Source organism: Streptomyces sp. NPDC047043 (genome assembly GCF_040644055.1).
Taxonomy (GTDB): Bacteria; Actinomycetota; Actinomycetes; order Streptomycetales; family Streptomycetaceae; genus Streptomyces.
Window position 1 is genome coordinate 255,347 of sequence record NZ_JBEYVO010000003.1, and the last position, 24,257, is coordinate 279,603.

The window sequence follows — 24,257 nt, forward strand, 5'->3', positions numbered from 1 at the left end:
ACTTCTCGTGCGAGGCGCCCCTACTCTCGTCAACAAGCGTTGGCAAACAAGCGTTGGCAACTGGAGGCCTCCATGAACGGCACCGCCACCAACCGCTCCGTGATCGTCGTCGGCTCCGGCCCCGCCGGTCTTCTGCTGGCCGGTGACCTCGCGACCGCCGGTGTTTCCGTCACCCTCCTCGAAAAGCGCCCGCACAAGATCAGCAACCTCTCCCGCGCCTTCGTCCTGCACGCCCGCACCCTCGAACAGCTCGACGCCCGCGGTCTCGCCGACGGCCTGGAGTCCGTCGGCCAACCCCTCGACCGCCTTCGCCTCTTCGGTCACCTCACCGTCGACCTCGCCGCCCTCCCCTCCCGCTTCAACCACCTCCTCGTCATCCCGCAGTACGAGGTGGAGAGGGTCCTGGAGCGGCGCGCGGTCGAGGCCGGGGTCGACTTCCGCCACGAGACCGAGATGACCGGTCTCACCCAGGACGCGGACGGTGTCACGGTCGAGGTCCGCGGGCCCGGCGGCGCGAAGGAGAGCCTGCGGGCCGAGTACGTCGTGGGCACGGACGGCATGCGCAGTTCCGTACGCGACGCGATCGGGCTGCCCTTCCCCGGCCACTCGGTCATCCGCTCCGTCGTCCTCGCCGACGTGAAGCTGGCCGAGGAGCCGGCCACCCTGCTCACCGTCAACGCCGTCGGCGACGCCTTCGCCTTCCTTGCGCCCTTCGGGGACGGCTACTACCGGATCATCGGCTGGAACCGCGCCCGCAACGTCCCCGACAGCGAGCCCCTCGACCTCGAGGAGGTCAAGGAGGTCACCCGGCTCGCCCTCGGCCGCGACTACGGCATGCACGACGCCCGCTGGATGTCCCGCTTCCACAGCGACGAGCGCCAGGCGCCCGCCTACCGCGTGGGCCGGGTCTTCCTCGCCGGCGACGCCGCCCACGTCCACACCCCGGCCGGCGGCCAGGGCATGAACACCGGACTGCAGGACGCGGCCAACCTGAGCTGGAAGCTGGCCGCCGTCGTCCAGGGCCACGCGGACGCGGCCCTCCTCGACACCTACCAGGCCGAGCGTCACCCCGTCGGCAAGTCCGTCCTGCGCAGCAGCGGCGGCATCGTCCGCCTCGCCATGGCCAAGCGCCCCTGGACGCTGGCGCTGCGGGCCGCGCTGACCACCTTCCTCAACAACGTCGGCCCGGCCCGCCGCAGGGCGGCCGGCCAGATCACCGGCATCGGCTACGACTACCCGGCCCCACGCGGCGCCCACCGCCTCACCGGCACCCGCGTCCCGGACGTCGCCCTGCGGAGCGGCCGCCTCTACGAGGCCCTGCGCGGCGGCAGGTTCGTACTGATCACCCCGGAGGAGTACGACGACGGGGGTGCCCGCAAGGACCGGCTGGCCGTGGAGCGCTGGGCGAGCGACCGCCGTACGACCGTGCTGGTCCGGCCCGACGGCTACGTGGCCTGGGCGTCGGACTCGGCGGACGCAGCGGCGGTCGAGGAGGCCGTCGCCGCACGACTGGGGTGAGCGGAGCCGGGGTCACCGGGTCCCGGCGAGCAACTCCCGCAGCAGGTCGGCCAGTCGGCCGGCCTGTTCGTCGTCGAGGACGGTCAGGGCCTCCGTCTCGGCGGCGAGTCCCGCGCCGACCGCCTCGTCGATGATGTTCAACCCCTTTTCCGTCAGGGTGACCTGGAGGGCCCGGCGGTCGTGCGGATCGGGGGAGCGGCGGAGCAGGCCGGCCCGTTCCAGCTTGTCGAGGCGGCCGGTCATGCCGCCGGTGGTGAGCATCAGCGTCGCCGAGAGCTCGCGCGGGGAGAGGGTGTAGGGCTCGCCGGAGCGGCGCAGGGTCGCCAGGACGTCGAACTCGCCGCGGGAGATCCCGAAGCGCGCGTACGCCTTCTCCATCCGGTCGCCCATCGCGCGCGACAGCCGGAAGATCCGCCCGAAGACCTCCATCGCCCGGGTGTCGAGGTCCGGCCGTACCTCCGCCCACTGCTCGATGATCGCGTCGACGGGGTCCTTGGCCTGTGCACTCATGCGGTGAGTATCGGCCGGATTCCGGTTGCCCGCAAGAAAGTGGCTTGACGGAAAGTAGCTTAGGGCTAAGCTACTTTCTACCAAGCTAGTCTTGCCAAGCCGCTTCGTCGTCTTCGAGAAGGGTCCGGTCATGAAACAGCCGGCGACCGTACTGCTCACCGCCCTCGCCCCCGTCTCATGGGGTACGACCTACGCGGTCGCCACCCAGTTCCTCCCGGCCGACCGCCCCCTGTTCACCGGCCTCATGCGCGCCCTGCCCGCCGGTCTGGTCCTGCTGGCGCTCTCCCGGGTCCTGCCGCGCGGTGCCTGGTGGTGGAAGGCGGCGGTCCTCGGTGCGCTGAACATCGGCGCCTTCTTCCCGCTGCTGTTCCTGTCCGCGTACCGGCTGCCCGGCGGAATGGCCGCCGTCGTCGGCTCGGTCGGGCCGTTGTTCGTGGTCGGGCTGTCGGCGGTGCTGCTGGGGCAGCGGCCCACGGGGCGGGCACTGGCCGCCGGGGTCGTGGCCGCGTTCGGCGTCAGTCTGGTCGTACTGAAGGCGGCCGGGGTGCTGGACCCGGTCGGTGTGCTGGCTGCCCTCGCCTCGACGGCCTCCATGTCGACCGGCACGGTGCTGACCAAGAGGTGGGGTCGGCCGGAGGGTGTGGGCCCGCTGGCGCTCACCGCCTGGCAGTTGACCGCCGGCGGCCTGCTCATCGCCCCGCTCGCGCTTCTCGTCGAGGGCGCGCCGCCCGCCCTGGACGCCCGTGCGCTCGGCGGTTACCTCTATCTCGCCCTGGCCAACACGGCCGTCGCCTACTGGCTGTGGTTCCGCGGCATCGGCCGACTCACCGCCACCCAGGTCACCTTCCTCGGCCCGCTGTCCCCGCTGACCGCCGCGGTCGTCGGCTGGGCGGCCCTCGGTCAGGCGCTCACTCCGGTCCAACTGGCGGGCATGGCGCTGGCGTTCGGGGCGACGGTGGCGGGGCAGCTCGGAGCGCGTCGCGCCTCCGTATCGTTCAGTTCTCCTGAATGGAATCATCGGAAAGATTCGATGGACCTGACAGATGGGGCACTGCGACGGTAGGCACCGAGATCACAAACCCGTGAGAGGACCTCCGTGGCCGTTGCCCTCCACCGGACCGCCTCCCGTACTGCCGCCCCCTTCCTGGGGCTCGCCCTCGCCGCCCTCACCACCGTCGTCTGGTCCGGGAGCTTCGTGACCTCCCGGGCGCTGCACGACAGCGTGCCGCCGGTGCAGCAGGCGTTCTCTACAACACCCTCGTCAACCAGGGCGGGTTGACGCTAGTCGTTGAAGTAGTGCCCCTCCTCCAGGTCCTCGATGAGGCCCGGTCCCGTCGGCTCCCAGCCCAGCCACTTGCGGGTCAGGGCGTTCGACGCCGGTACGTCGAGGGCGGCGACGGCGGCCAGCCAGCCGAAGTGGGCCTCGGCCTCCTCGGGGGCGATGGAGCGGACCGGCACGTCCAGGTGGCGGCCGATGACCGAGGCGAGGTCGCGGAACGGGATGCCCTCGTCGCCGACGGCGTGCAGACGCGAGCCCGCCGGTGCCGACTCCAGGCCGAGCCGGACCAGACGGGCGGCGTCCGAGCGGTGCACGGCGGCCCAGCGGTTGGCGCCGTCACCGACGTGGGCCGCGAAACCCTTCTCGCGGGCGGTGGCGATCAGCATCGGGACGAAGCCGTGGTCTCCCCGGCCGTGCACGGACGGTGAGAACCGGACGGACATCGAGCGCACCCCGCGGTCGGCCAGCGCGAGGGCCATGGTCTCGCTGCGTCCCCGCAGCGCCCCGAACGACCCCGGCACGGGGGTGTCCTCCTCCGTACCGACCGCGCCCGGCTGGAGCAGCGCCGTGCCCGAGGAGACCATGAAGGGTTTGCCCGAGCCGTCGAGCGCGGCCCCGATCGTCTCGATCGCCCGCCGGTCGGCGGCGTACCCGGCCTCGATGGCCGAGAAGTCGTGGATGAAGGCGAGGTGGGCGACGCCGTCGGCCGCGGCCGCCCCCTCGGCCAGGCTGTCCGGGTCCTCCAGCGAGCCCCGGTGCACCTCGGCCCCGGCGGCGGTCAGCGCCGCCGCGGAGGTGTCGGAGCGGGCGAGGCCGGTGACCCGGTGACCGGCGTCGAGGAGTTCACGGACGACGGCCGAGCCGATGAAACCGGAGGCACCGGTGACGAATACGCGCATGATGCGGCCTTCCAGGAAGGGGGGAGTGGATGTGCTTCCATCGTCCGGAGGGATCGGGGTCCGCGTCCAAAGCCTCTTTCGCATCGGGCAATACGCTTCGGGCATCACCACAGGTAGATTGGGTCCATGGCCGACCTAGACCTGCGCCTGGTCCGGTACTTCACCGCCGTGGCGGAACACCGTCACTTCGGCAGGGCCGCCGAGGCCCTGCACATCACCCAGCCGTCCCTGAGCCGGCAGATCGCCCGTCTGGAACACCAGGTGGGCGCCCGGCTCCTCGACCGCACCTCGCGGGGCACCCGGCTGACGGAGGCCGGGGAGGTGTTCCGGTCGCGCGCCGAGGCACTGCTGCGGGCCGCCGCGCAGTCCGTCGCCGAGACCCGGGCGGCGGCCGAGCCCAGCCGCTTCACCGTCGGCTACACGGCCGGGATCATCGTCACGCCGGCGGTGCGCGAGCTGCGGCACCGGCACCCGGACGCCGACGTACGGTCCGTGCACGTGGACTGGGGCGAGGAGCGTGCGGCCCTGCTGGCGCATCGGGTGGACGCCGTGGTGGCCCGACTGCCCTTCCCCACCGACGGGTTGGAGGTGAGCGTGCTCTACGACCAGGAAAGGGTCCTGGTCGTCCCGCTCGACCACCGCCTGGCCGGCAAGGAGTCCGTCACCGTCGACGACATCGCCGACGAACCCCTGCCCCGGCTGGCCGGCGCCGACCCCGCCTGGAGCGACTACTGGCGCCTGGAGCCCCGGCCGGACGGCAGCCGGGCGCCCGACGGGCCCGTCATCCATGACCTGGAGGACAAGTTCGAGGTCGTCGCCGACGGACAGGCCGTGGTCATCGCGGTCGACGGGCGCGCAAGGCAACTGCGACCCGACCTCACCACAGTCCCGCTGCACGGCGTCGAGCCCAGCCATGTCGCCCTGGCCACCCGGGCCGGCGACCGCAGCCGGCTGGTGGCGGACTTCCGAAGGTGTGCGCGCAGACACCTCACGGGCACCGACCCGCGATAGCGTCACCCCGTCCCCGTGTGACGCAACTCCGGAGGATGCCCGTGGTCACCGACACCTGTGCGGTCTGTGGGAAGCCGCTGCCCGGCCGGAAGGGACGCACCGGCCGCAGCTCCGTCTACTGTTCGGCCGCCTGCCGGCAGAAGGCCTACCGGGAACGGCAGCAGGCCGGGGCGAGTGTGCAGGGGCTCATCGAGGACATCGGGCGCCGGGTGAAGGACCTGGTGCCGCAGCCGGCCTCCGTCCTCTACTCCGGGGTGACCGAACTGTCGGCCGCCGTCGCGCAGCTGCGGCGCGTCGCCCGGGTCGCCCGGGACAGCGCGAACGATTCCGTCACACCGACCCCCGTGACGAAAGACCTCCTCACCGAAGCCGACTTCGCCACCCTCACCGAGTCCCACCGCCGCGAGATCCAGGTGCACTGTTACCGCATGACCGGCTCCTACGACGACGCCGAGGACCTGGTGCAGGAGACGTTCCTGCGGGCCTGGCGGGCGCGGGACGGCTTCGAGGGGCGGGCCGGCGCCCGCACCTGGCTGTACCGCATCGCCACCAACGCCTGCCTGGACTTCCAGCGCCGCACCGCTCGCCGCCCGCAGCGCTACGAGCCGATCCCCGGCATGAACCACGGCACCGGCGAACCACCCGCCCGCATCACCTGGCTGCAGCCCTATCCCGACGACGAGCTGCCCTCCGCGGCGGAGCAGCCCGAGGCCGCCGCCGTCTCCCGCGAGACCCTTGAGCTGGTCTTCCTCGCCGCCATCCAGCACCTGCCGCCCCGCCAGCGCGCCGTACTGATCCTGCGGGACGTGCTCGGGCTGAGCGCGGCCGAGACCGCCGAGGCCCTCGGCCTGACCGTCGCCTCCGCCAACAGCGCCCTGCAACGGGCCCGGCCCACCCTGCGCGACCATCTGCCCCGGCAGCGCGGCGACTGGACGGCCGCCGAGCCCACCGAGGCCCAACGGGCCGTCCTGCAGCGGTACATGACCGCCGTCGAACACCTCGACTTCGACTCCATGACCGAGCTGCTCGGCAAGGACGTCACGCTCACCATGCCGCCGAACCCGTTCTGGTTCACCGGCCGCGACGCCCTCCTCGACTTCGTCCGCCCCAACCTCGACCCGGCCTCCCCGATGTTCCTCGGCCACTGGCGCAACCTGCCCGCCCGCGCCAACGGGCAGCTGGCGACCGGAGGTTACGTCCGCCGCCCCGGCACGAACGTCTACCGCGCCCAGGTCCTGGACGTCCTCCGCTTCGACGCCGACGACCGGATCGTGGAGATCATGTCCTTCGAGCCGCACCTGTTCCCGGCCTTCGGACTGCCGCTGCGTCTCTGAAAGACCTCAGCCGAAGAACCTCAGCCTCCCGACCGATGAGCGATCGCGGTGCCGTGCGTCCGTATGACCGACTCGTACGACACGACCCCGACAGGGAGTTATCACCATGCTGCTCACCGACAAGACCGCGATCGTGTACGGCGCCGGCGGCTCGATCGGCGGTGCGGTCGCCCGCGCCTTCGCCGAGGAGGGCGCCCGTGTGCATCTCGTCGGACGCACCCGAAAGACGCTGGAGGCGGTGGCCGGTGACATCAGCAACGCCGAGGTCGCCGTCGTGGACGCCCTCGACGAGGCGGCCGTGGAGGAGCACCTCGCCCGCGTGGGCGACGTCGACATCTCCTTCAATCTCGTCACGCGCGGCGACGTGCAGGGCGCCCCGCTCACCGACATGCCTGTGGACGACTTTCTGCGGCCCGTGGTCAACGGCGTCCGTGCGGGCTTCATCACCGCCCGCGGCGCCGCCCGGCGGATGGCCGAGCGCGGCTCCGGTGTGATCCTCACCCTCAACAGCGGTTCCGCGCACGGCAGTCCGATGATGGGCGGCACGGGTCCTGCCGATGCCGCGATCGACACGCTCGTACGGAATCTGGCGGTGGAGTGCGGTCCGCGCGGGGTGCGGGCCGTCGGGCTGTGGGCGGCCGGGGTGCCGGAGACGTTCACCGTCGAGAAGCTCTCCGCGGTCAACCCGGCCATCGACGAGGCCGCCGTCCAGGGCATCGTCGACAACCTCGCCGGGATGCGCATGACCCGCCGCAACCCCACCCTCGCCGACGTCGCGGCCACCGCGGTCTTCCTCGCCTCCGACCACGCGGCCGGCATCACCGGCACGTTCGTCAACGTGACGGGTGGGATGGTGCCGCACTGAGCGCACGTGCACGAGAGGGCGCCCGGCGATCCGCCGGGCGCCCTTCCGCGCCCTGAAGGGGCGCGGGACTGTTTCGACATGCGGCTCCGCCGCGTGGGCGCGACCAGCCGCGATGGCGCCGCAGACGATCGACGGCCCATCGCGGCACCCTTAGCGGAGCGTCTGCGCGTCTGCCGCCTGTGCCTTGAGGGCGCGCTCCACGCCCGAGCGGGACTCGGAGACCAGGCGGCGCAGGGCCGCGTTGGGCTCGGCGGAGGCCAGCCAGGCGTCCGTCTTGTCGAGGACCTCCTGCGAGACCTGGAGGGCCGGGTAGAGGCCGATCGCGATCTGCTGGGCGATCTCGTGCGAGCGGGCGTCCCAGATGTCCTTGACCACCTCGAAGTACTTGTCGGTGTACGGGGCGAGCAGCTCGCGCTGGTCGATCTGGACGAAGCCGCCGATGACGGCCTCCTGCACGGCGTTCGGCAGCTTGTCGGACTCGACGACCGACGCCCAGGCCTCCGCCTTCGCCTCCGGGGTCGGACGGGCGGCACGGGCGGCGGCCGCGTGGCGCTCGCCGGCGGCCGTCTTGTCCCGCTCGTACTCGGCGGCGATCTCCGCCTCGTCGAACCGGCCGACCGCCGCGAGCCGCTCCAGGAACGCCCAGCGCAGCTCGGTGTCGACGGCCAGGCCCTCGATCGTCTGCGAACCGTCGAGCAGCGCCTCCAGCAGGTCCAGCTGCTCCGGTGTGCGGGCCGTCGCCGCGAACGCCCGCGCCCAGGCCAGCTGGTGGTCCCCGCCGGGCTCGGCCGAGCGCAGGTGGGCGAGGGTGGCGTCGGTCCACCGGGTGAGCAGGGCCTCGCGGGCAGCCGGGTCGGCATACAGGTCGATGGCGAGCTTGACCTGGCGGTGCAGCGACTGCACGACGCCGATGTCGGACTCCTTGGCGATGCCCGACAGGACCAGGGAGAGGTAGTCGCGGGCGCCGAGCTCGGCGTCCCGCGTCATGTCCCAGGCCGACGCCCAGCACAGGGCGCGGGGGAGGGAGGACTCGAAGTCGCCGAGGTGCTCGGTGACGAACGCGAGGGACTGCTCGTCGAGGCGGACCTTGGCGTACGACAGGTCGTCGTCGTTGAGGAGTACGACCGCCGGGCGGCGCCTGCCGGTGAGCTGCGGTACGGCGGTGAGCTCGCCGTCGACGTCCAGCTCGATCCGCTCGTCGCGCACCAACTTGCCGCTGGCGTCGTCGAGTTCGTACAGGCCGACGGCGATGCGGTGCGGGCGGAGGGTCGGCTCGCCCTTCGCACCTGCGGGGAGGGCCGGGGCCTCCTGGCGGATGGCGAAGGAGGTGATGAGACCGTTCGCGTCGGTCTCGATCTCGGGCCGCAGGATGTTGATACCGGCGGTCTGCAGCCACTTCTCCGACCAGTTCTTCAGGTCGCGGCCGGAGGTCTCCTCCAGGGCGCCGAGCAGGTCGGACAGGCGCGTGTTGCCGAAGGCGTGCCGCTTGAAGTACGCCTGCACACCGCTGAAGAACTCGTCCATGCCGACATAGGCGACGAGCTGCTTCAGGACGCTCGCGCCCTTGGCGTAGGTGATGCCGTCGAAGTTGACGAGCACGTCGTCCAGGTCGCGGATCTCGGCCATGATCGGGTGGGTGGACGGCAGTTGGTCCTGCCGGTAGGCCCACGTCTTCATGGAGTTGGCGAACGTGGTCCAGGAGTGCGGCCAGCGCGACTCCGGGTGGTACGACTGGCACGCGATCGACGTGTACGTGGCGAACGACTCGTTCAGCCACAGGTCGTTCCACCACTCCATGGTGACCAGGTCGCCGAACCACATGTGGGCCAGCTCGTGCAGGATGGTCTCGGCGCGCAGCTCGTACGACGCGTCGGTGACCTTGGAGCGGAAGACGTACTGGTCGCGGATGGTCACCGCGCCCGCGTTCTCCATCGCGCCCGCGTTGAACTCCGGCACGAACAGCTGGTCGTACTTCTTGAACGGGTACGCGTAGTCGAACTTCTCCTGGAACCACTCGAAGCCCTGCCGCGTGACCTCGAAGATCGCGTCGGAGTCCAGGAACTCGGCGAGCGAGGGCCGGCAGTAGATGCCCAGCGGGACGCTCTGCCCGTCCTTCTCGTACACGCTGTGCACCGAGTGGTACGGCCCGACGATCAGGGCGGTGATGTACGACGAGATCCGCGGCGTCGGCTCGAAGACCCAGGTGTCGTCCTTGGGTTCGGGCGTCGGCGAGTTGGAGATGACGGTCCAGCCGGAGGGGGCCTTCACCGTGAACTGGAAGGTCGCCTTGAGGTCCGGCTGCTCGAACGACGCGAACACGCGGCGGGCGTCCGGCACCTCGAACTGGGTGTAGAGATAAGCCTGTTGGTCGACGGGGTCGACGAACCGGTGCAGGCCCTCACCGGTGTTGGTGTACGCGCAGTCGGCGACGACCCGCAGGACGTTGCGGCCCTCGAGCAGCCCCGGAAGGGCGATCCGCGAGTCCTCGAAGACCTCGGCGGGGTCGAGGGAGTCGCCGTTGAGGGTCACCTCGTGGACGGTCGGTGCCACCAGGTCGATGAAGGAATCGGCGCGGTTTTCGGCCACGTCGAAGCGCACCGTGGTCACGGACCTGTAGGTACCGCCCTCCTGCGCGCCGGAGAGGTCGAGATCGATCTCGTACGAGTCAACGTTGAGCAGCTTCGCCCGCTGCTGCGCCTCTTCGCGAGTCAGGTTTGTGCCAGGCACGCGGTCATCTCCTCGTTATGTGTCGGTTCCGCCATCCTTCCACGGGACCGTGAGGAGGGCGACGAGGGTTTTCCCGATGGATCCCCCGGTCAGCACAGCCGGACCGCCACGTCCGATTCCCGCCGGTCATACGGCTCCGTCCGCGTCAGCCTGGACGCATGACGACGTACACCGCACGACCCATCGCCCCGTCCGTCCTCAAGGAGCTCCGCACCGCCGACGACGCGGGCCGCCCCATGACCGCCCTCACCGACGACGAGGGCGGTGCGCCCCTCCGCTGCTGTCTGCGCCGCACTGAGCCCGGTGAGCGGATCGCCCTTGTCTCGTACGCACCCCTGCGCCGCTGGGCCGCCGAGACGGGTGCCGAGCCGGGGGCCTACGACGAGCAGGGGCCCGTCTTCATCCACGCCGAGGAGTGCCCGGGGCCGGACGGCGACGGCTACCCCTTCGACAAGGCGCACCGCACGGTCCGCCGCTACTCCGCCGACGGCCGCATCCTCGGCGGCGAGCTGGTCGACGCGCCCGACGACGCGGCCTTCCGCAACGCATTCGACGACCCGTCCGTGGCGCTCGTCCACGTCCGGGCCGTCGAGTACGGCTGTTTCCTCTACGAGGTCAGGAGGGGTTAGCCCTTCAGCTCCTCGGCCACCAGCTCCGCGATCTGCACCGCGTTCAGTGCGGCGCCCTTGCGGAGGTTGTCGTTGGAGATGAACAGGGCCAGGCCGTTGTCCACCGTCTCGTCGCGGCGGATGCGGCCGACGTAGGAGGGGTCCTTGCCGGCGGCCTGGAGGGGGGTCGGGATGTCGGAGAGCTCGACTCCCGGGGCCTCGGCGAGGAGCTCCGTCGCGCGCTCCGGGGAGATCGGGCGGGCGAAGCGGGCGTTGACCTGGAGGGAGTGGCCGGAGAAGACAGGGACGCGGACGCAGGTGCCGGAGACCTTGAGCTCGGGGATCTCCAGGATCTTGCGGGACTCGTTGCGGAGCTTCTGCTCCTCGTCGGTCTCGTTCAGGCCGTCGTCGACGAGGTTGCCCGCGAAGGGCAGCACGTTGAAGGCGATGGGGCGCTTGTAGACGCCGGGCTCCGGGAAGTCCACCGCCTCGCCGTCGTGCGTCAGCTTGTCCGCGTCGGCGATCACCTTCTGCGCCTGGCCGTGCAGCTCCGCGACGCCCGCGAGACCGGAGCCGGAGACCGCCTGGTAGGTGGCGACGACCAGCGTCTCCAGGCCCGCCTCCGCGTGCAGCACCTTCAGGACCGGCATCGCGGCCATCGTCGTGCAGTTCGGGTTGGCGATGATGCCCTTGGGGCGGTTCGCGATCGCGTGCGGGTTCACCTCGGAGACGACCAGGGGGACCTCGGGGTCCTTGCGCCAGGCTGAGGAGTTGTCGATCACGACGGGGCCCTGCGAGGCGACCTTCTCGGCCAGCGCCTTCGAGGTCGCGCCGCCCGCCGAGAACAGCACGATGTCCAGGCCGGAGTAGTCGGCGGTCGCCGCGTCCTCCACGGTCACGCCGTCCAGGACCGAGCCCGCGGAGCGTGCGGAGGCGAACAGGCGCAGCTCGGTGACCGGGAAGTCGCGCTCCTTGAGGATCCTGCGCATGACCGTGCCGACCTGCCCGGTGGCTCCGACGATTCCGACCTTCACGGCGACTCCCTCTGCGTGTTCCACGTGTACGTGCATGTCTGCGGCTTTTCCATCATGCGGCCGACCCGGGTCCGCCTGTCCAATTCTTTGCGCTCCATGCCCGAGGAGTGGACTGCCGGACGGTGTGACGTACGCCTCTGAACGAATTTCCCGGGGATCCGGCGAACGTTTCCGTGCGCTGCCGCGTCGTAGAGGAAACGCGGTGAGGGGGGTGGCTTGTGCTGCGCAGAAAGGCCCGCCGGGCCCAGGAGGACGATCACGGCGATCCTCTGGACGCGGCTCAGGAACGCCGGGTGCGGGCGGTGCTCGCGCTGGGCGGGGTGCCGCAGGCGGACCTGCCGGACGGGGTGCAGCAGGTCCGCCTGCGGCTGCTGGAGCGGGCGGCGAAGGGGTACGAGGCGCCGCGCGACGTGTCCGCGTGGGCGGCCGTCGTCGCCTCCAACCTGGCCATGGACTGGCACCGGGCCAAGAAGCGCCAGGACCGGCTGGGGGAGCGGCTGGCCTCGCTGCGCCAGCACGAGCAGCCCTCCGGCGAGGACACCAGCGTGCTCTCGCTCGCCGTCGCCCAGGGGCTCGACGAGCTGCCGGACTCCCAGCGCCAGGTCCTCGTCCTGCGTTTCTACGCCGACCTGCCGGTCCGCTCGATCGCCCAGGAGCTGGGCGTCCCCGAGGGCACGGTCAAGAGCCGGCTGCACACGGCGGTACGGGCACTGCGCGCCCGCCTGCACGAGGACGAGGTGGTGTGACATGACCGCGGAACACAGCGGTGCGGATGCGCTCATGGCCGCGATCACCGGCGAGGAACTGTCCGACGAGGCCCGCGCCGACACCGCCTTCATGGCCGAGCACCGCAAGGCCGAGGCGGACGTGGCGCTGCTGCGGGAACAGCTCGGGATCATCGGGGAGACGCTGGCCCGGGACACGGGGACGCAGGAAGAAGCGACTCCGGTACGAGCGCCACGGCCCACCCGGCCCCGGGTGCGCAGGTTCGCCCTGGCGGGCCTCGCCGTGACCGCCGCCGCGGGCGTGCTGTCGGGGATGGGCTGGCTGCTGGCGCAGGCCGGCGGCGGCGTCGACTCCCTGTCGAGCGGGGGCAGCAGCGACGACTCGGGCGCCAAGACGGCCGAGTCGGCCGGCGCCGGCTCCGCCTTCGACAGCCCCGGCTACCTCGCCTGCGCCCGGCTGGTCGCCGAGGGCCGCATCGCGCAGGTGGAGCGGGTGCCCGGAACCGCCGATCAGGAGCGGATCACCCTGGACGTGACCCGCTCGTACAAGCCGGAGAAGGGGAAGAAGGAGCTCACCTTCGTGGTCGACGAGGAGGCCGTCCGGAAGGACCTTCACAAGGGCGACCACATCCTGGTGTCCATCCCGCAGCACGCGGCCACCGCGGACTACGTGCTCGTCGGCGAGAAGTCGATCGCCCGCGAACGTGCCGGACTCGACCAGGCGCTGCAGAAGTCGGCCGACGTGGCCTGCTGAGGTGCGGACCGGGACAGGAGAAAGGGCGGGCGCCCGTACGGACGCCCGCCCTCACCGTCGTACCACCGACTACGGCGTGACCTTCTCGATCTTCACGCTGCCGGTGCCGGCGACCGTGCCCTTCGTGTTCACCAGCTGGACCTGGCCGAAGAACTCGCGGCCCTCCGGGGCGGCCGCCGCGGCGGTGACGCTCGCGGAGACGGACGCCGAGTCGCCCGTGCCGAGCTTGACCGGCGTCGAGCCGTCGACGGTGACCGTGCCCAGGGACGAGGCGAAGAAGACGTCCTGGTAGTCGTAGGCCGTCGAGCCGGACGGGACCGCGTAGCCCGCGACCTCGATGGTGTACGTGCCGGCGGCGGGCGAGGCGACCGAGACCGCCTCCTCCGAGTCGCCGTCGGCGGACTGGCCGACGACCGCGCCGGACGCGTCGTACACCGTCAGGTCGAGGTCGGCGGTGGCGTCGGAGACGTTGCCGATCGCGACGTCCAGCGACTTGGCGCCCGCGGGCACCTCGACCGTGGTGGTCTGGGTCTCGCCCTCCTTGATGGTCGGGCGGGCCGTCTTGGACGAGCCGAGCGGGCCGCCGACCAGCTTGCCGTCGAGCGCGGCGAGCTTGTTCGTCACCTTCCAGGAGACGGCGGCCGGCGTGCCGACCTTGGCCTCGGGGACGGTCACGGTCTCCGGGTCGAAGGCCGCGCCGTAGACGGCGACGTCCAGCTTGTACGGGTTGTCGAGCAGCGGCGAGGTGCGGCGCGACTCGACCTCGATCTCCCAGACGCCGGCCTGCGGGTCCGCGTACGAACGCACGTCGGGCTTGCAGCCGTTGCCGTCGAGGTAGTTGTTGTAGCAGTACGGGGTCGAGGTGTTGTCGACCGGGACGCCGTACGGGTGGATGGCGATGAAGCGGGTCTGGCTCTTGTCCTTCAGCCCGCCGATCGCGACCTCGAGGGACTTGGCGCCCTGGGGCACGGTCACGAAGTACGACTGCGTGCTGTTGCGCTGCACGGTGTTCGACGCGGAGTAGGTGTACTTCACCGGCGCCGAGACCACGACGGTGGTGAGGATCTGCTTGTCGATCCCCTCCGTCCTCGGGTCGTCGACCTCGAGGATCGCGCTCTTGAGACCGGCGGACCTCGGCTTCGCCTGGACCTTCACCGTCACCGGCTGGTTCAGCGGCAGCTTCACCTCGTCCGAGCCGACGATCCGGAAGGTGTCACCGGCGTTGTTCTCGAACTGCAGCTCGTGGCGAACCGCCTTGTCCGTGCCGGAGGTCCGGGTGATCGTGACGTCGTACGTCTTCTTCTGCCCGGCCTTCAGGCCGCCCTCGCGGTCGTAGAGACCGGTGCCGAAGCCCGGCGTCTTCAGAGCCTGGTCCAGCGCGGTGTCGACCGGCGCCTTCACGGTGTAGTCGTGGGCGCTCGCACCGTCGCGGATCGAGTCCCAGGCGTCGACGATGTCGATGAGACCCGCACCCTCCTCGTACGCCTGAACACCCTTGATGTGAGAGGCGGTTGAGGTGAGAGCCGTGCGCAGGGCGGCGGGCTTGAGCTCGATGCCCTTCTGCTTGGCGGCCGACAGCAGCAGTGCGGAGGCACCGGTCGCCTGCGGGGACGCCATCGAGGTGCCCTGCAGCATCGAGTAGCCGGCCGGCAGCGAGTAGCCCGCCTCGGCGACCGGGGCGCCCGGCAGCCAGGTCTGGGTGGTGTTGATCGAGGCACCCGGCGCGGACAGGGTCGGCGTGAAGCCGCCGTCCTCACGCGGACCGCGCGAGGAGAACGGCATCATGGCGTACTTCTTCTCCACGACCGAGCCGTAGTTGGCGGCCCACGTCTTCCTGGAGATGGTGGCGCCGACCGAGATCACCTTGTCGGCCAGACCCGGGTCGCCGATGGTGTTGGCGCCGGGACCGGAGTTGCCCGCCGAGATCACGAGCTGCACGCCGTAGGTGTCGATGAGCCGCGTGTACAGCTCCGCACGGGCGTTGTTGCCGTCGTTGAGGGCCGGGAGGCCGCCGATGGACATGTTGACGATGTCGACGCCGCGGTTGACGACGAGGTCGATCATGCCCTCGGTGAGCGCGACGTTGGTGCAGCCGCCGGTCCAGGTGCAGGCACGGGACGAGACGATCTTCGCGCCCGGGGCCGCGCCGTTCATCTTCCCGCCGAACAGACCGTTGGCGGAGGTGATGCCGGCGACGTGCGTGCCGTGCTCGGACTCGATGACACCGATGTTGACGAAGTCGGCCTTCTTGCCGACCCAGTCGCCGCCGAAGGGGTCCATCGGCACGTCCTTGCGGATCTGCACGACGAACGGCTGGCGCTCCACGACATCCGTGGCCGGGTTGTCGGTGCCGAAGTAGCCGATCTGGTAGCCGTCCTTGTACGGCTTCATCGGCTCGTCGTCACTGAAGTCGAAGTTGTTGTTCAGGTCGACACGGACGGTGCCGGCCGCGGCGTCGTAGAGGACGCCCCAGCTGTCGGTCGTGTCGCCGTCGCGGTTCGCGTCGCCCTTGGCGTCGCCACCCGTGGTGGCGGACTCCTTGAACGTGCTGACCTGGTACGACCCGGCGGGCGCCGTCCAGGTCCTGCCGCCGAAGGTGAAGGTGGGCCCGGACACGGACGTCACCATCGGACGCCAGGTGGCGTCGCCGTCGAGGATCGGGTCGGTCGCCGTCACCCAGTCGACGATCTTCCGCTCACCCGTGGTGGTCTTCTGCAGGGCCGGGTGACCGAGGTCCACGCCGGAGTCGAGGATGCCGATGGTGATGCCGCGGCCGTCCGCCTTCGGGTGGTCCTTCACGAAGTCGACGGCGCCCGTCTCGAAGGACGGGTTGTACGGGTTCTCGGCGGGGGTGTTCTTGTCGGGGGCCGGGTAAGTGGCCGTCGCCGACGAGGACTTGGCGGAGCTGCTCGCGCTCGGGTCGTCCAGCGGTATCTCTTCCCGCAGGTCGATGCCGTGCACGGAGGAGAGCTTCGCGGCGGCGGCGATGGCCGAGTCGGCCTTGCCGGTCGGGACGGTGGCGCGGACGTAACCGAGCTTGTCGTAAGTGCGGCCCACCGAGCCGCCCTTGACCGCGTCCAGCTCCTTGGCGACCTGCTCGGTCTGCCCCGGCGCGGTGGCGATCATCATCGTGACGTTCTTGTCGCCGTCGGCCTTGGCCTCGGCGAGCAGGTCCGCGTCGTCGGAACCGAGCTTGTCGTGCGCGGACTTGACGGTGCCGTCCGAGGGTGCGGTGCTGGACGGACCATCGGCGGAGAAGGCCATGGGTATCGGCCCCGCCGCAGAGAGGGCGGCGACGAGACCGGCGGCCACGGCTATCCGGGCCACACGTCTCGCGCCGCCCGATATCGGGTCGCGCTGGGGGGTGAGGGTCATCGGCATCCCTTGTAGGTAAAGAGTCCAGTGCCGGACGAGCGCACAGCTTTCCCCAAGGGACAGTTGTTTGGGAAGTGTTGACCGAAACGATATGGACGTATGGGGAAAACCCCCGATGCCCTTTACGGGCATGAGTCCCCAATGGTGCCAAATGGTATGGCGGTTCAGGATTCCTTCGAGCGTGCGTAATGCCGGGACGCCTTGGCCCGGTTCCCGCACGCGGCCATCGAGCACCAGCGGCGCGTGCCGTTCCTCGACGTGTCGAAGAAGTGCAGGATGCACGAGTGGCCGGCGCAGCCGCGGATGCGGTCCGGGGCGGTGGTGAGGAGCTCCAGATAGTTGCGGGCCGCGAGCCAGGCCGGCCCCCATGCGGGATTGCTGAACTCGTGAAGCTCGCCGGGTCCGGCGGCGGTGAGCGTGGCCCGGATCCGGCCGTGCTCCAGCACGGCGTCGATCGCCTTCGCGCCTTCCTCCAGTGCCCCGTCCACGGCTTTCCGGAGGGCGTCGCGGGCCTGGAGGGTGTGGCGCAGCATCCGGGAGTCGGGGTGGTGGCCGCCGCTCAGTCCGGTGGACTCGAGCCACACGCCCAGCCCCTCGACGTCGGCGAGCAGATCCTGCACGACCCCTTCCTGGTTCCACCGCGTGTTCAGCAGATCGAGCGCGAGCGGCTCGCCGGTGAGGGGGCGCGGGTCGTGGGTGCCGGGCATGAGGGGCTCCTTCCAGGCTAACCATCAAAGGGTACGTGACCGGTTGACACTCTCTCGACCTAACCATTAACATCAATTACAGAGGTTATATTCGACTGAGGGAGACCCATGACCCTGCGCACCGGCCACATCGGCCTGAACGTCACCGACCTCGACCGTTCGCTCGCCTTCTACCGGGACGTCCTCGGCTTCGTCCTGGTGGGCGAGGGCAAGGAGGAGGGCAGGCGGTACGCGTTCCTGGGCGACGGCGAGCGCCTCGTCCTCACGCTCTGGCAGCAGGCGGGGCAGCCGTACGAGGGGGAGCGCGCCGGCCTGCACCACCTCGCGCTGGAGGCGGAGTCGATCGAGCGGGTGAGGGAGTACGAGGCGGCCCTGCGCGCATACGGCGCCGACTTCGCGTACGAGGGTGTGGTGGCCCACCGGGAGGGCGCGGCCTCGGGCGGCATCTTCTTCCACGACCCCGACGGGACCCGGCTGGAGATCTCGGTGCCGAGCGGGGCGGAGGGGGCGCCGGTGCCTCACGAGTCCGCTCCGACCTGCGGTTTCTTCTAGACAGGGGGTGTCACTGGTGGTGGGGGTCTATCACTCGGGCTCGCGGGCCCTGCAGGACCTGGTGGGCGTCCGGGAGCTGGCCGATCATGTGGGCCGGGCGATCGGGGAGGGGATCAAACCGGTGGCGGCGGCCTTCCTGGAGCTGCAGCCGCTGCTGGTGCTGGGCGCGGCCGACCCGTCGACGGGCCGAGTCTGGACGTCGCCGCTGACCGGCACGCCCGGTTTCGTACGGGCGACGGGCTCGCACCGGATGTCGGTGACCGGCGGGGTACCCCCGGCCGACCCGCTGGCACCGGCGCTCGCGACGGAGGGCACGCCTGTCGGCACCATCGCCCTGGACCCGCGCACCCGCCGCCGTATGCGCCTCAACGGCCGACTCCGGCCGACAGGGCGGGGGTTCGCGGTGACGGCGGAGCGGGTGTTCTCCAACTGCCCCAAGTACATCCAGAAGAGGGAGTCGTACGAGGTGGTGGCGGGCCGCGAGCCGGGACCGCCCCGGCGCGGCAGTGAACTGACCGCTCGGCAGAGCGACTTCGTGGCCGCCGCCGACACGTTCTTCCTCGCCACGGTCCACGAGACCGGAGTCGAAGTCAGTCACAGAGGCGGCAACCCCGGCTTCGTACAGGTCGATTCACCGCACGAACTCAGCTGGCGGGACTATCCCGGCAACTCGATGTTCCTCACCCTCGGCAACCTGCGGTCCGACCCGCGGGCGGGCCTGCTGTTCCTGGACTGGACGACGGGCACGACGCTGCAACTGACGGGCGAGGCACGGACGGAGTTCGCGGCGGACGGTGAACGCCGGGTGCGCCTGACGGTCACCGAGGCGGTCGAGACTCCGTCGGCGCTGCCGCTGCACTGGTCGGCGCCCGAATACTCGCCTGCCAATCCGTCCGTCGCGGACTAACGTCTGTACGTGCGCAAGAAGTTGAGGGTGGCGGCCTACGCCATGTGCGTCCGTGAGGACCAACTCCTGCTGGCCCGCTGGATCGACGACGACGGCGAGCCCGAGTGGACCCTGCCCGGCGGCGGCATGGAACACGGCGAGGACCCCTACGACACCGTCCGGCGGGAGGTGCACGAGGAGAGCGGCTACGACATCGAGGTGACGGGCCTGCTCGGCGTGCACAGCAACCGCCTCCGCTTCCCCCGCCGCTTCGGCCGCACCGTCGACCACCAGGGCCTGCGCCTGGTCTACGAGGCCCGCATCACCGGCGGCGAACTCCGCCCCGAGATCGGCGGCTCCACGGACATGGCGGCCTGGCACCCACTGGAGGCTGTTCCCGGGCTGAACCGCGTCGGCCTGGTCGACGTGGGGCTGGCGCTGTGGCGGGAGCGGCCGGTCACGGGGCGGGTGGCGACGATCCCGCAGAACCCCGCGGAATAGCCGCACAGAGCCCGGTGAATAGGTGGAGTACCCCGAAAGATGAACACTGAGTGACCGACTCCCGGCCGTCCGACGAGCTGTCGTGAACGCGTAAGGTTGCTGAAGATCCACGTACGGTGATCGGCGTTGCGCGTTGCCGTCTCGTTCACCAGCAGGTCATTCCCGGTGCCAAGCATCCAGTACGAGCGGGATGTTCGCGAAAGCGAGCGCCCGCGACCACTGCCGACGCGTTCGCACTCGGGGAGATCGCGCCATGTCGCGCATACGCTCTGTCGCCGCCACCATCCCGGCGGTCAACCGCCGTACCGTCCTCGCCGCCACCGGCGCGGCGACCGTCTCCGCGGGCCTCGGCTACGCCCTGCGGCCCACCGACAGCCAGGCCGCCACCACCACGGGCACCACCCGGGTCGTGGCGCAGTCCCGCAAGGCGCCGGCCGCGCCCCTCGCCCCGTACACCAAGGGCACCACCCTCGCCTCCGTCGCCGCCCCGCGCACCTCCGCCGGCTACCGCCGCCTGGGCGACGGCCCCGGCTGGACCCGCGTCGTGCGCAGTGAGCTGGCCGCGCCCAAGTCGGGCCGCGCCGGCCGCCGTACCGCGCTCGCCTCCTTCGTGCAGCTCACCGACCTGCACCTGATCGACTCCCAGCACCCGCTGCGCCTGGAGTACCTGCGCTCCACGGACAAGCACGCCTGGCGCCCGCACGAGGCGCTGACCGTGCAGGGCGCCGTCTCGCTGGTCGAGCGCATCAACGCCCTGCGCGGCGCCCCCGTCACCGGGTCCCCGCTGCACTTCGCGATGACCACCGGCGACAACACGGACAACAACGCCAAGTCCGAGCTCGAGTGGTTCCTCACCATCATGAGCGGCGGCCGGATCAGCCCCAACTCCGGTGACCTGCGCCACTACGAGGGCGTCCAGAACAGCGGCATCAAGACGTACTGGCAGCCCGACTCCGTCCTGCGCGACGCGGACAAGCAGGTCGGCTTCCCGCACCTCAACGGCTTCCTGACCGCCGCGATCCGCGAGGTCCAGAGCCCCGGCCTGAACCTGCCCTGGTACTCCACCGTCGGCAACCACGACGCCATGCCGCTGGGCTGCTACGGCCACGGCGACTCCTGGCTCGCCGAGTACGCGGTCGGCGGCAAGAAGCTGATGTCCCTGTCCGCCTCCGAGGCGAAGAAACTGCAGGACCACATCAAGGCCGGCAACGACCCGAAGGGCACCGCCTTCCGGGACCTGCTCAAGGCGCACACCCGCGACATGCGGTCGGTCACGCCCGACGAGAAGCGCGCCCCGTACACCCCGACCGACTACCTCAAGGCCCACCTCGACCCGGCGTACCGCGGTCTGGGCCCGGTCGGGCACGGCTACTCCACGGCCAACCTCGCGGCGGGCACGCAGTACTACACCTTCCGCATCGCCGACGACGTCATCGGGATCAGCCTGGACACCACCGACCCGGGCGGCCACTACGAAGGCTCCATCGGCAGCGCCCAGTTGAAGTGGCTGGACAAGCAGCTGCGGGACAACAAGGACTCGCACGTCGTCGTCTTCAGCCACCACACCAGCAAGACGATGACCAACACGAACCACGTCGACCCGGCCCGCCCGAGCGAGCGTCGGCACAACGGCGAGGAGGTCATCGCCCTCCTCGCCAGCCACGCCAACGTGCTCGCCTGGGTGAACGGCCACATCCACCGCAACGAGATCACCCCGCACTCGGCCCCCGACGGCCGCTCCTTCTGGGAGATCTCCACCGCGTCGCACGTGGACCACCCCCAACTCGCCCGCGTCATCGAGCTGGTGGACAACAAGGACGGCACGATCTCCCTGTTCACCACCCTCGTGGAGTCCGCCGCCCCGCACCGCACGGACTTCTCCGACCTCACCCAGACGGGCCTGGCAGCCCTCTACCGAGAGCTGTCCTACAACGCCCCCGGCGCCAACCTCACCCTCGGCGGCGACGCCAACGACCGCAACACGGAACTCGTCCTGAAGAAGGGCTGACAGCCGGACTAGCGGTTCGCGTCGAGCGCCTCGCGCAGCCGGCGCACCGCCTCGTCCACCGTGCCGTCCGCGAGATTGCCGTACCCGAGGACCAGGCCGTGATCGGCGTGGTCCTCGGTGGCGTGATAGGCCGCGAGGTCGGCCACCTGCAGCGACCGCGCGGCGGCAGCCCTGACCACGGCCGCCGTGTCCACCTCGGAAGGCATCCGCAGGATGAGGTGAAGCCCGGCCGCGACGCCGGAGACCGGGGCGTCGGGCAACTGCTCGGCGAGCGCCCGCACCAGCGCGTCGCGCCGGTCGCGGTACCGCTTGCGACAGGCCCGCAGATGGCGGTCGTACGCCCCCGATTCCAGTAGCTGGGCGAAGGCCAGCTGGTCGAGGGTCGGGGGCTGGGCCGCCGTCTGGTCGGCCAGGTGCAGCTCGCGGGTCCAGCGCGGCGGGGCCACGAGCCAGCCGATGCCGAGTGCGGGGGAGAGGATCTTGCTGAGCGACTTGAACAGGACGACCCGGGACGGGTCCATGCCCTGCAGGGCCGCGACCGGACGCCGGTCGTAGCGGAACTCGGCGTCGTAGTCGTCTTCGAGTACGACGCCGTCGACCTCGTGGGCCCAGCGCAGCAGCGCGGCCCGGCGCTCGGGGGCGAGCACCGTGCCCAGCGGGAACTGGTGCGCCGGCGTCGTCAGCACCGCCCGGAGGCCCGGGTGTCCGGCGAGGTCGTCGGTGCGCAGACCGCCGGCGTCCACGCGCACCGGCACCGGCTCCAGGCCCGCCGCGCGGATCACGTCGCGCAGCCGCGTCCAGCCCGGCTCCTCGCAGCCGACCGCGGTGATGCCACGGGCGCGCAGCACATGGCAGAGGCGCCGTACGCCGTCGGTCACGCTCGTACACACCGTCACGTCCTCGGGGGAGGCGGACACCCCGCGGGAGCGGCTCAGGTACGCGGCGAGCAGGCGTCGGAGCCGGAGGTGGCCGCCGGGCGGCGGGTAGCCGAGCTCCGAGAACGCCACGGTGGTCACCTGCGCGCGCACCGCCTCGGCCCACCGGCGGCGCGGAAACGCCCGCAGGTCCGGCAGGCCCGGGGCCAGGTCGAAGCGGGCCACGTGAGCCGGGCGCGGCGCGCGGTCCACGGAGTCCGCGTCCGGGCTGTTCGACCAGCGCACCCGGGTCGCGGAGCCGGTCTGCGCCTCCAGGTATCCCTCGGCGACGAGCTGCCCGTACGCCTCGGTCACCGCCCAGCGCGAGCAGCCGAGGTCGGCGGCGAGCTGCCGGCTGGGCGGCAGGGCGGTACCGACCTCGATCCGCCCCTGCCTGATCGCCGTACGCAGCGCCCGCTTGACCCGCTCGTGCAGCGGCCCTTCGCCGTCCCGGCCCAGCCGGAGCAGCAGGTCACCGGCCAGGTTGGTCTGTGCCGCCCGCACATTGGTCTGTGATTCCCGCATGCCATTGGACGGTATCAGCGAGCCATTTCTCCCTACCTTCGAACCATGGCATCCCTGAGGCACTCCCGGCCGACCCAACCCCACCAGCTGTTCCACGGCGTGTTCGCGGACTGGTCCGCCAGGGCCGGTGTCTTCTCGGCGCTGCCGGACGCGCCGGTCGAAGACCGGCCGGAACCCGCTCAACCGTCCCGCAGCGCATCAACCTCCACTCCGCGGCCCGTGTCTGTCTCCCCCGAACCGAGTCCGGTGAGAAGGGGGAGGACATGCGTGTACGTACGACCCTGGTGGCGACGACGGCTGTGGCATTGACGGCCGCCCTGGCGGGCCCCGCCCTCGCGGCGGCGCCGGCCGCCGACCACGCGACGACCAGAGCGGCCATCGAGGCAGCCGTCAAGGACGGCGTCCCCGGCGTCACGGCGACCGCGAAGGACGCGCACGGCACCTGGTCCACGACGGCCGGCGTGCGCAACCTCCGGACGGGCGCGCCCCGTTCGGCCGAGGACCGCTACCGCGTCGGCAGCATCACCAAGACATTCGTGGCCACGGTGCTGCTCCAACTGGAGGCGGAGGGCAGGCTGTCGCTGGACGACACGGTGCATAAGTGGCTGCCGGGAGAGGTTCGCGGCCACGGCCACGACGGCCGCGCCATCACCGTCCGCCAGCTCCTCAACCACACCAGCGGAGTCTTCAATTACACGGAGGACGACGAATTCGTCCGCACGTACTTCCTGAAGGACGGCTTCTTCAAGCACCGTTACGACCGGAAGACCCCTCAGGACCTGCTGGCGGTCGCGATGTCCCACAAGCCGAACTTCGCACCGGGCACGTCCTGGAGTTACTCCAACACGAACTACCTCCTGGCCGCGATGGTGATCGAAAAGGTCACGGGCCATTCGTACGGATCGGAAATCCGCGACCGAATCATCGCCCCGCTCCACCTGACCGCGACCTCGGTCCCCGGCACCCGGGTCACCGTCCCGCGGCCCAGCAGCCGCGCCTACTCCAAACTCGCGGAATCGACGACGGGCCCGACGTACGACGTCACGACCCTGAACCCCTCCCTCGCCTACGGCTCCGGCGAGATGATCTCGGACTCGGCCGACCTGGACCGCTTCTACGCGGCCCTGATCGGCGGCCGCCTGCTCCCACCGCACCAGCTGAAGGAGATGAAGACCACGGTGAAGGCCGACGTCGTCCCGGGCGCCCGCTACGGCCTGGGCCTGATCGACCGCACCCTCTCCTGCGGCGTCCACGTCTGGGGCCACGACGGCGGCATCCACGGCTCCTCGTCCGTCGCGGCGACCACGACGGACGGCCGGCATTCCCTCGCCTTCAACTTCAACGGGGACTGGTCGGGGGACAGCGAGGCGGTGATCGAGGCGGAGTTCTGCGCCAAATGACCTCCGATTCACACCACCGTGTAAACAAAAGGCGGGTGTAAACGAGCGGACTCCGACACGAAGCACCGAGTTAATCCGTACGCAATATTCATGCCGCCTCATATCGGCTAACCCGCTGTTCACGG

At 70.8% G+C, this 24,257-nt stretch carries 20 protein-coding genes and 1 pseudogene; 14 read left to right on the plus strand and 7 right to left on the minus strand.

Annotated elements, in window-relative coordinates; genetic code table 11:
- Nucleotides 1–72 precede the first annotated feature (72 nt).
- On the plus strand, nucleotides 73–1,518 hold the full coding sequence (locus tag ABZ880_RS06390; RefSeq protein WP_361257767.1) for an FAD-dependent monooxygenase: 1,446 nt from the start codon (nucleotides 73–75) through the stop codon (nucleotides 1,516–1,518).
- A gap of 12 nt (nucleotides 1,519–1,530) precedes the next feature.
- Here the strand turns inward: ABZ880_RS06390 and ABZ880_RS06395 are convergent, their stop codons facing one another.
- On the minus strand, nucleotides 1,531–2,028 hold the full coding sequence (locus ABZ880_RS06395; protein ID WP_361257770.1) for a MarR family transcriptional regulator: 498 nt from the start codon (nucleotides 2,026–2,028) through the stop codon (nucleotides 1,531–1,533).
- 130 nt (nucleotides 2,029–2,158) lie between these two features.
- On the opposite strand from ABZ880_RS06395, the gene ABZ880_RS06400 reads away from it, so the two are divergent.
- Together ABZ880_RS06400 and ABZ880_RS06405 are read left to right on the plus strand one after the other, a co-directional pair.
- Entirely contained in the window at nucleotides 2,159–3,091 is a 933-nt protein-coding gene (locus ABZ880_RS06400) for an EamA family transporter (RefSeq protein WP_361258185.1), read from the plus strand.
- A gap of 33 nt (nucleotides 3,092–3,124) precedes the next feature.
- Nucleotides 3,125–3,274 (plus strand): annotated as a pseudogene (locus ABZ880_RS06405) (EamA family transporter); the annotation flags it as partial.
- A 35-nt stretch (nucleotides 3,275–3,309) separates the two neighbouring features.
- On the opposite strand, the gene ABZ880_RS06410 reads toward ABZ880_RS06405, so the two are convergent.
- A complete protein-coding gene (locus ABZ880_RS06410; protein WP_361257773.1) occupies nucleotides 3,310–4,206 on the minus strand; it encodes an SDR family oxidoreductase in 897 nt (298 codons plus the stop codon).
- A gap of 126 nt (nucleotides 4,207–4,332) precedes the next feature.
- Here ABZ880_RS06410 and ABZ880_RS06415 point away from each other — a divergent pair, with 126 nt between their 5' ends.
- From ABZ880_RS06415 to ABZ880_RS06425, 3 genes are all read left to right on the plus strand, one after another.
- Complete coding sequence (locus ABZ880_RS06415; protein ID WP_361257776.1) at nucleotides 4,333–5,217, plus strand: LysR family transcriptional regulator; 885 nt, start codon at nucleotides 4,333–4,335, stop codon at nucleotides 5,215–5,217.
- A 35-nt stretch (nucleotides 5,218–5,252) separates the two neighbouring features.
- Nucleotides 5,253–6,551 (plus strand): sigma-70 family RNA polymerase sigma factor, encoded by a 1,299-nt coding sequence (locus ABZ880_RS06420; RefSeq protein ID WP_361257779.1) that lies wholly within the window; start codon nucleotides 5,253–5,255, stop codon nucleotides 6,549–6,551.
- A gap of 106 nt (nucleotides 6,552–6,657) precedes the next feature.
- A complete protein-coding gene (locus tag ABZ880_RS06425) occupies nucleotides 6,658–7,416 on the plus strand; it encodes an SDR family oxidoreductase (RefSeq protein ID WP_361257782.1) in 759 nt (252 codons plus the stop codon).
- Between the two features lie 150 nt (nucleotides 7,417–7,566).
- Here the strand turns inward: ABZ880_RS06425 and pepN are convergent, their stop codons facing one another.
- On the minus strand, nucleotides 7,567–10,143 hold the full coding sequence (gene pepN / locus ABZ880_RS06430) for an aminopeptidase N (protein ID WP_361257785.1): 2,577 nt from the start codon (nucleotides 10,141–10,143) through the stop codon (nucleotides 7,567–7,569).
- Between the two features lie 158 nt (nucleotides 10,144–10,301).
- Between pepN and ABZ880_RS06435 the strand changes: the two genes are divergently transcribed.
- Nucleotides 10,302–10,772, plus strand: coding sequence for a DUF1203 domain-containing protein (locus tag ABZ880_RS06435; protein WP_361257788.1), 471 nt, complete (start codon nucleotides 10,302–10,304; stop codon nucleotides 10,770–10,772).
- Here ABZ880_RS06435 and ABZ880_RS06440 read toward each other — a convergent pair.
- Entirely contained in the window at nucleotides 10,769–11,785 is a 1,017-nt protein-coding gene (locus ABZ880_RS06440) for an aspartate-semialdehyde dehydrogenase (RefSeq protein ID WP_361257791.1), read from the minus strand. The two genes, ABZ880_RS06435 and ABZ880_RS06440, sit on opposite strands and share 4 nt — an antisense overlap.
- A gap of 218 nt (nucleotides 11,786–12,003) precedes the next feature.
- On the opposite strand from ABZ880_RS06440, the gene ABZ880_RS06445 reads away from it, so the two are divergent.
- Both ABZ880_RS06445 and ABZ880_RS06450 read left to right on the plus strand, forming a co-directional pair.
- Nucleotides 12,004–12,531 carry a sigma-70 family RNA polymerase sigma factor gene (locus tag ABZ880_RS06445; RefSeq protein WP_361257794.1) on the plus strand — a complete coding sequence of 176 codons (528 nt, stop codon included), beginning with the start codon at nucleotides 12,004–12,006 and terminating at the stop codon, nucleotides 12,529–12,531.
- Between the two features lies 1 nt (nucleotide 12,532).
- Nucleotides 12,533–13,264, plus strand: a complete 732-nt coding sequence (locus ABZ880_RS06450; RefSeq protein WP_361257797.1) for a hypothetical protein — start codon at nucleotides 12,533–12,535, stop codon at nucleotides 13,262–13,264.
- Nucleotides 13,265–13,333: 69 nt separating this feature from the next.
- Here ABZ880_RS06450 and ABZ880_RS06455 read toward each other — a convergent pair whose 3' ends face one another.
- Nucleotides 13,334–16,639 (minus strand): S8 family serine peptidase, encoded by a 3,306-nt coding sequence (locus ABZ880_RS06455; protein ID WP_361257800.1) that lies wholly within the window; start codon nucleotides 16,637–16,639, stop codon nucleotides 13,334–13,336.
- Nucleotides 16,640–16,803: 164 nt separating this feature from the next.
- Nucleotides 16,804–17,346, minus strand: a complete 543-nt coding sequence (locus ABZ880_RS06460) for a CGNR zinc finger domain-containing protein (protein WP_361257803.1) — start codon at nucleotides 17,344–17,346, stop codon at nucleotides 16,804–16,806.
- 108 nt (nucleotides 17,347–17,454) lie between these two features.
- On the opposite strand from ABZ880_RS06460, the gene ABZ880_RS06465 reads away from it, so the two are divergent.
- The 4 genes from ABZ880_RS06465 to ABZ880_RS06480 all read left to right on the plus strand — a co-directional run bounded on the left by ABZ880_RS06465 (nucleotide 17,455) and on the right by ABZ880_RS06480 (nucleotide 21,293).
- Complete coding sequence (locus ABZ880_RS06465) at nucleotides 17,455–17,898, plus strand: VOC family protein (RefSeq protein WP_361257806.1); 444 nt, start codon at nucleotides 17,455–17,457, stop codon at nucleotides 17,896–17,898.
- A 19-nt stretch (nucleotides 17,899–17,917) separates the two neighbouring features.
- Nucleotides 17,918–18,805, plus strand: coding sequence for a pyridoxamine 5'-phosphate oxidase family protein (locus tag ABZ880_RS06470; protein ID WP_361258188.1), 888 nt, complete (start codon nucleotides 17,918–17,920; stop codon nucleotides 18,803–18,805).
- A 9-nt stretch (nucleotides 18,806–18,814) separates the two neighbouring features.
- Nucleotides 18,815–19,285, plus strand: coding sequence for an NUDIX hydrolase (locus tag ABZ880_RS06475; RefSeq protein WP_361257809.1), 471 nt, complete (start codon nucleotides 18,815–18,817; stop codon nucleotides 19,283–19,285).
- 253 nt (nucleotides 19,286–19,538) lie between these two features.
- Nucleotides 19,539–21,293, plus strand: a complete 1,755-nt coding sequence (locus ABZ880_RS06480) for a TIGR03767 family metallophosphoesterase (protein ID WP_361257812.1) — start codon at nucleotides 19,539–19,541, stop codon at nucleotides 21,291–21,293.
- Nucleotides 21,294–21,301: 8 nt separating this feature from the next.
- Here the strand turns inward: ABZ880_RS06480 and ABZ880_RS06485 are convergent, their stop codons facing one another.
- The gene (locus ABZ880_RS06485) at nucleotides 21,302–22,732 is read right to left on the minus strand and encodes a PLP-dependent aminotransferase family protein (protein ID WP_361257815.1); all 1,431 of its coding nucleotides are present in this window, start codon (nucleotides 22,730–22,732) and stop codon (nucleotides 21,302–21,304) included.
- A 263-nt stretch (nucleotides 22,733–22,995) separates the two neighbouring features.
- Between ABZ880_RS06485 and ABZ880_RS06490 the strand changes: the two genes are divergently transcribed.
- The gene (locus tag ABZ880_RS06490) at nucleotides 22,996–24,132 is read left to right on the plus strand and encodes a serine hydrolase domain-containing protein (RefSeq protein WP_361257818.1); all 1,137 of its coding nucleotides are present in this window, start codon (nucleotides 22,996–22,998) and stop codon (nucleotides 24,130–24,132) included.
- Nucleotides 24,133–24,257 lie beyond the last annotated feature (125 nt).

Excerpts from the sequence above, each read along its gene's own strand:
- ABZ880_RS06400 (WP_361258185.1), top strand. The coding sequence starts at position 2,159 with ATGAAACAGCCGGCGACCGTACTGCTCACCGCCCTCGCCCCCGTCTCA.
- ABZ880_RS06435 (WP_361257788.1), top strand. The coding sequence starts at position 10,302 with ATGACGACGTACACCGCACGACCCATCGCCCCGTCCGTCCTCAAGGAG.
- ABZ880_RS06485 (WP_361257815.1), bottom strand. The coding sequence starts at position 22,732 with ATGCGGGAATCACAGACCAATGTGCGGGCGGCACAGACCAACCTGGCC.
- ABZ880_RS06455 (WP_361257800.1), bottom strand. The coding sequence starts at position 16,639 with ATGACCCTCACCCCCCAGCGCGACCCGATATCGGGCGGCGCGAGACGT.
- ABZ880_RS06450 (WP_361257797.1), top strand. The coding sequence starts at position 12,533 with ATGACCGCGGAACACAGCGGTGCGGATGCGCTCATGGCCGCGATCACC.
- ABZ880_RS06395 (WP_361257770.1), bottom strand. The coding sequence starts at position 2,028 with ATGAGTGCACAGGCCAAGGACCCCGTCGACGCGATCATCGAGCAGTGG.
- ABZ880_RS06420 (WP_361257779.1), top strand. The coding sequence starts at position 5,253 with ATGCCCGTGGTCACCGACACCTGTGCGGTCTGTGGGAAGCCGCTGCCC.
- ABZ880_RS06410 (WP_361257773.1), bottom strand. The coding sequence starts at position 4,206 with ATGCGCGTATTCGTCACCGGTGCCTCCGGTTTCATCGGCTCGGCCGTC.
- ABZ880_RS06465 (WP_361257806.1), top strand. The coding sequence starts at position 17,455 with ATGACCCTGCGCACCGGCCACATCGGCCTGAACGTCACCGACCTCGAC.
- ABZ880_RS06490 (WP_361257818.1), top strand. The coding sequence starts at position 22,996 with ATGCGTGTACGTACGACCCTGGTGGCGACGACGGCTGTGGCATTGACG.
- ABZ880_RS06460 (WP_361257803.1), bottom strand. The coding sequence starts at position 17,346 with ATGCCCGGCACCCACGACCCGCGCCCCCTCACCGGCGAGCCGCTCGCG.
- ABZ880_RS06425 (WP_361257782.1), top strand. The coding sequence starts at position 6,658 with ATGCTGCTCACCGACAAGACCGCGATCGTGTACGGCGCCGGCGGCTCG.
- ABZ880_RS06415 (WP_361257776.1), top strand. The coding sequence starts at position 4,333 with ATGGCCGACCTAGACCTGCGCCTGGTCCGGTACTTCACCGCCGTGGCG.
- ABZ880_RS06390 (WP_361257767.1), top strand. The coding sequence starts at position 73 with ATGAACGGCACCGCCACCAACCGCTCCGTGATCGTCGTCGGCTCCGGC.
- ABZ880_RS06480 (WP_361257812.1), top strand. The coding sequence starts at position 19,539 with ATGTCGCGCATACGCTCTGTCGCCGCCACCATCCCGGCGGTCAACCGC.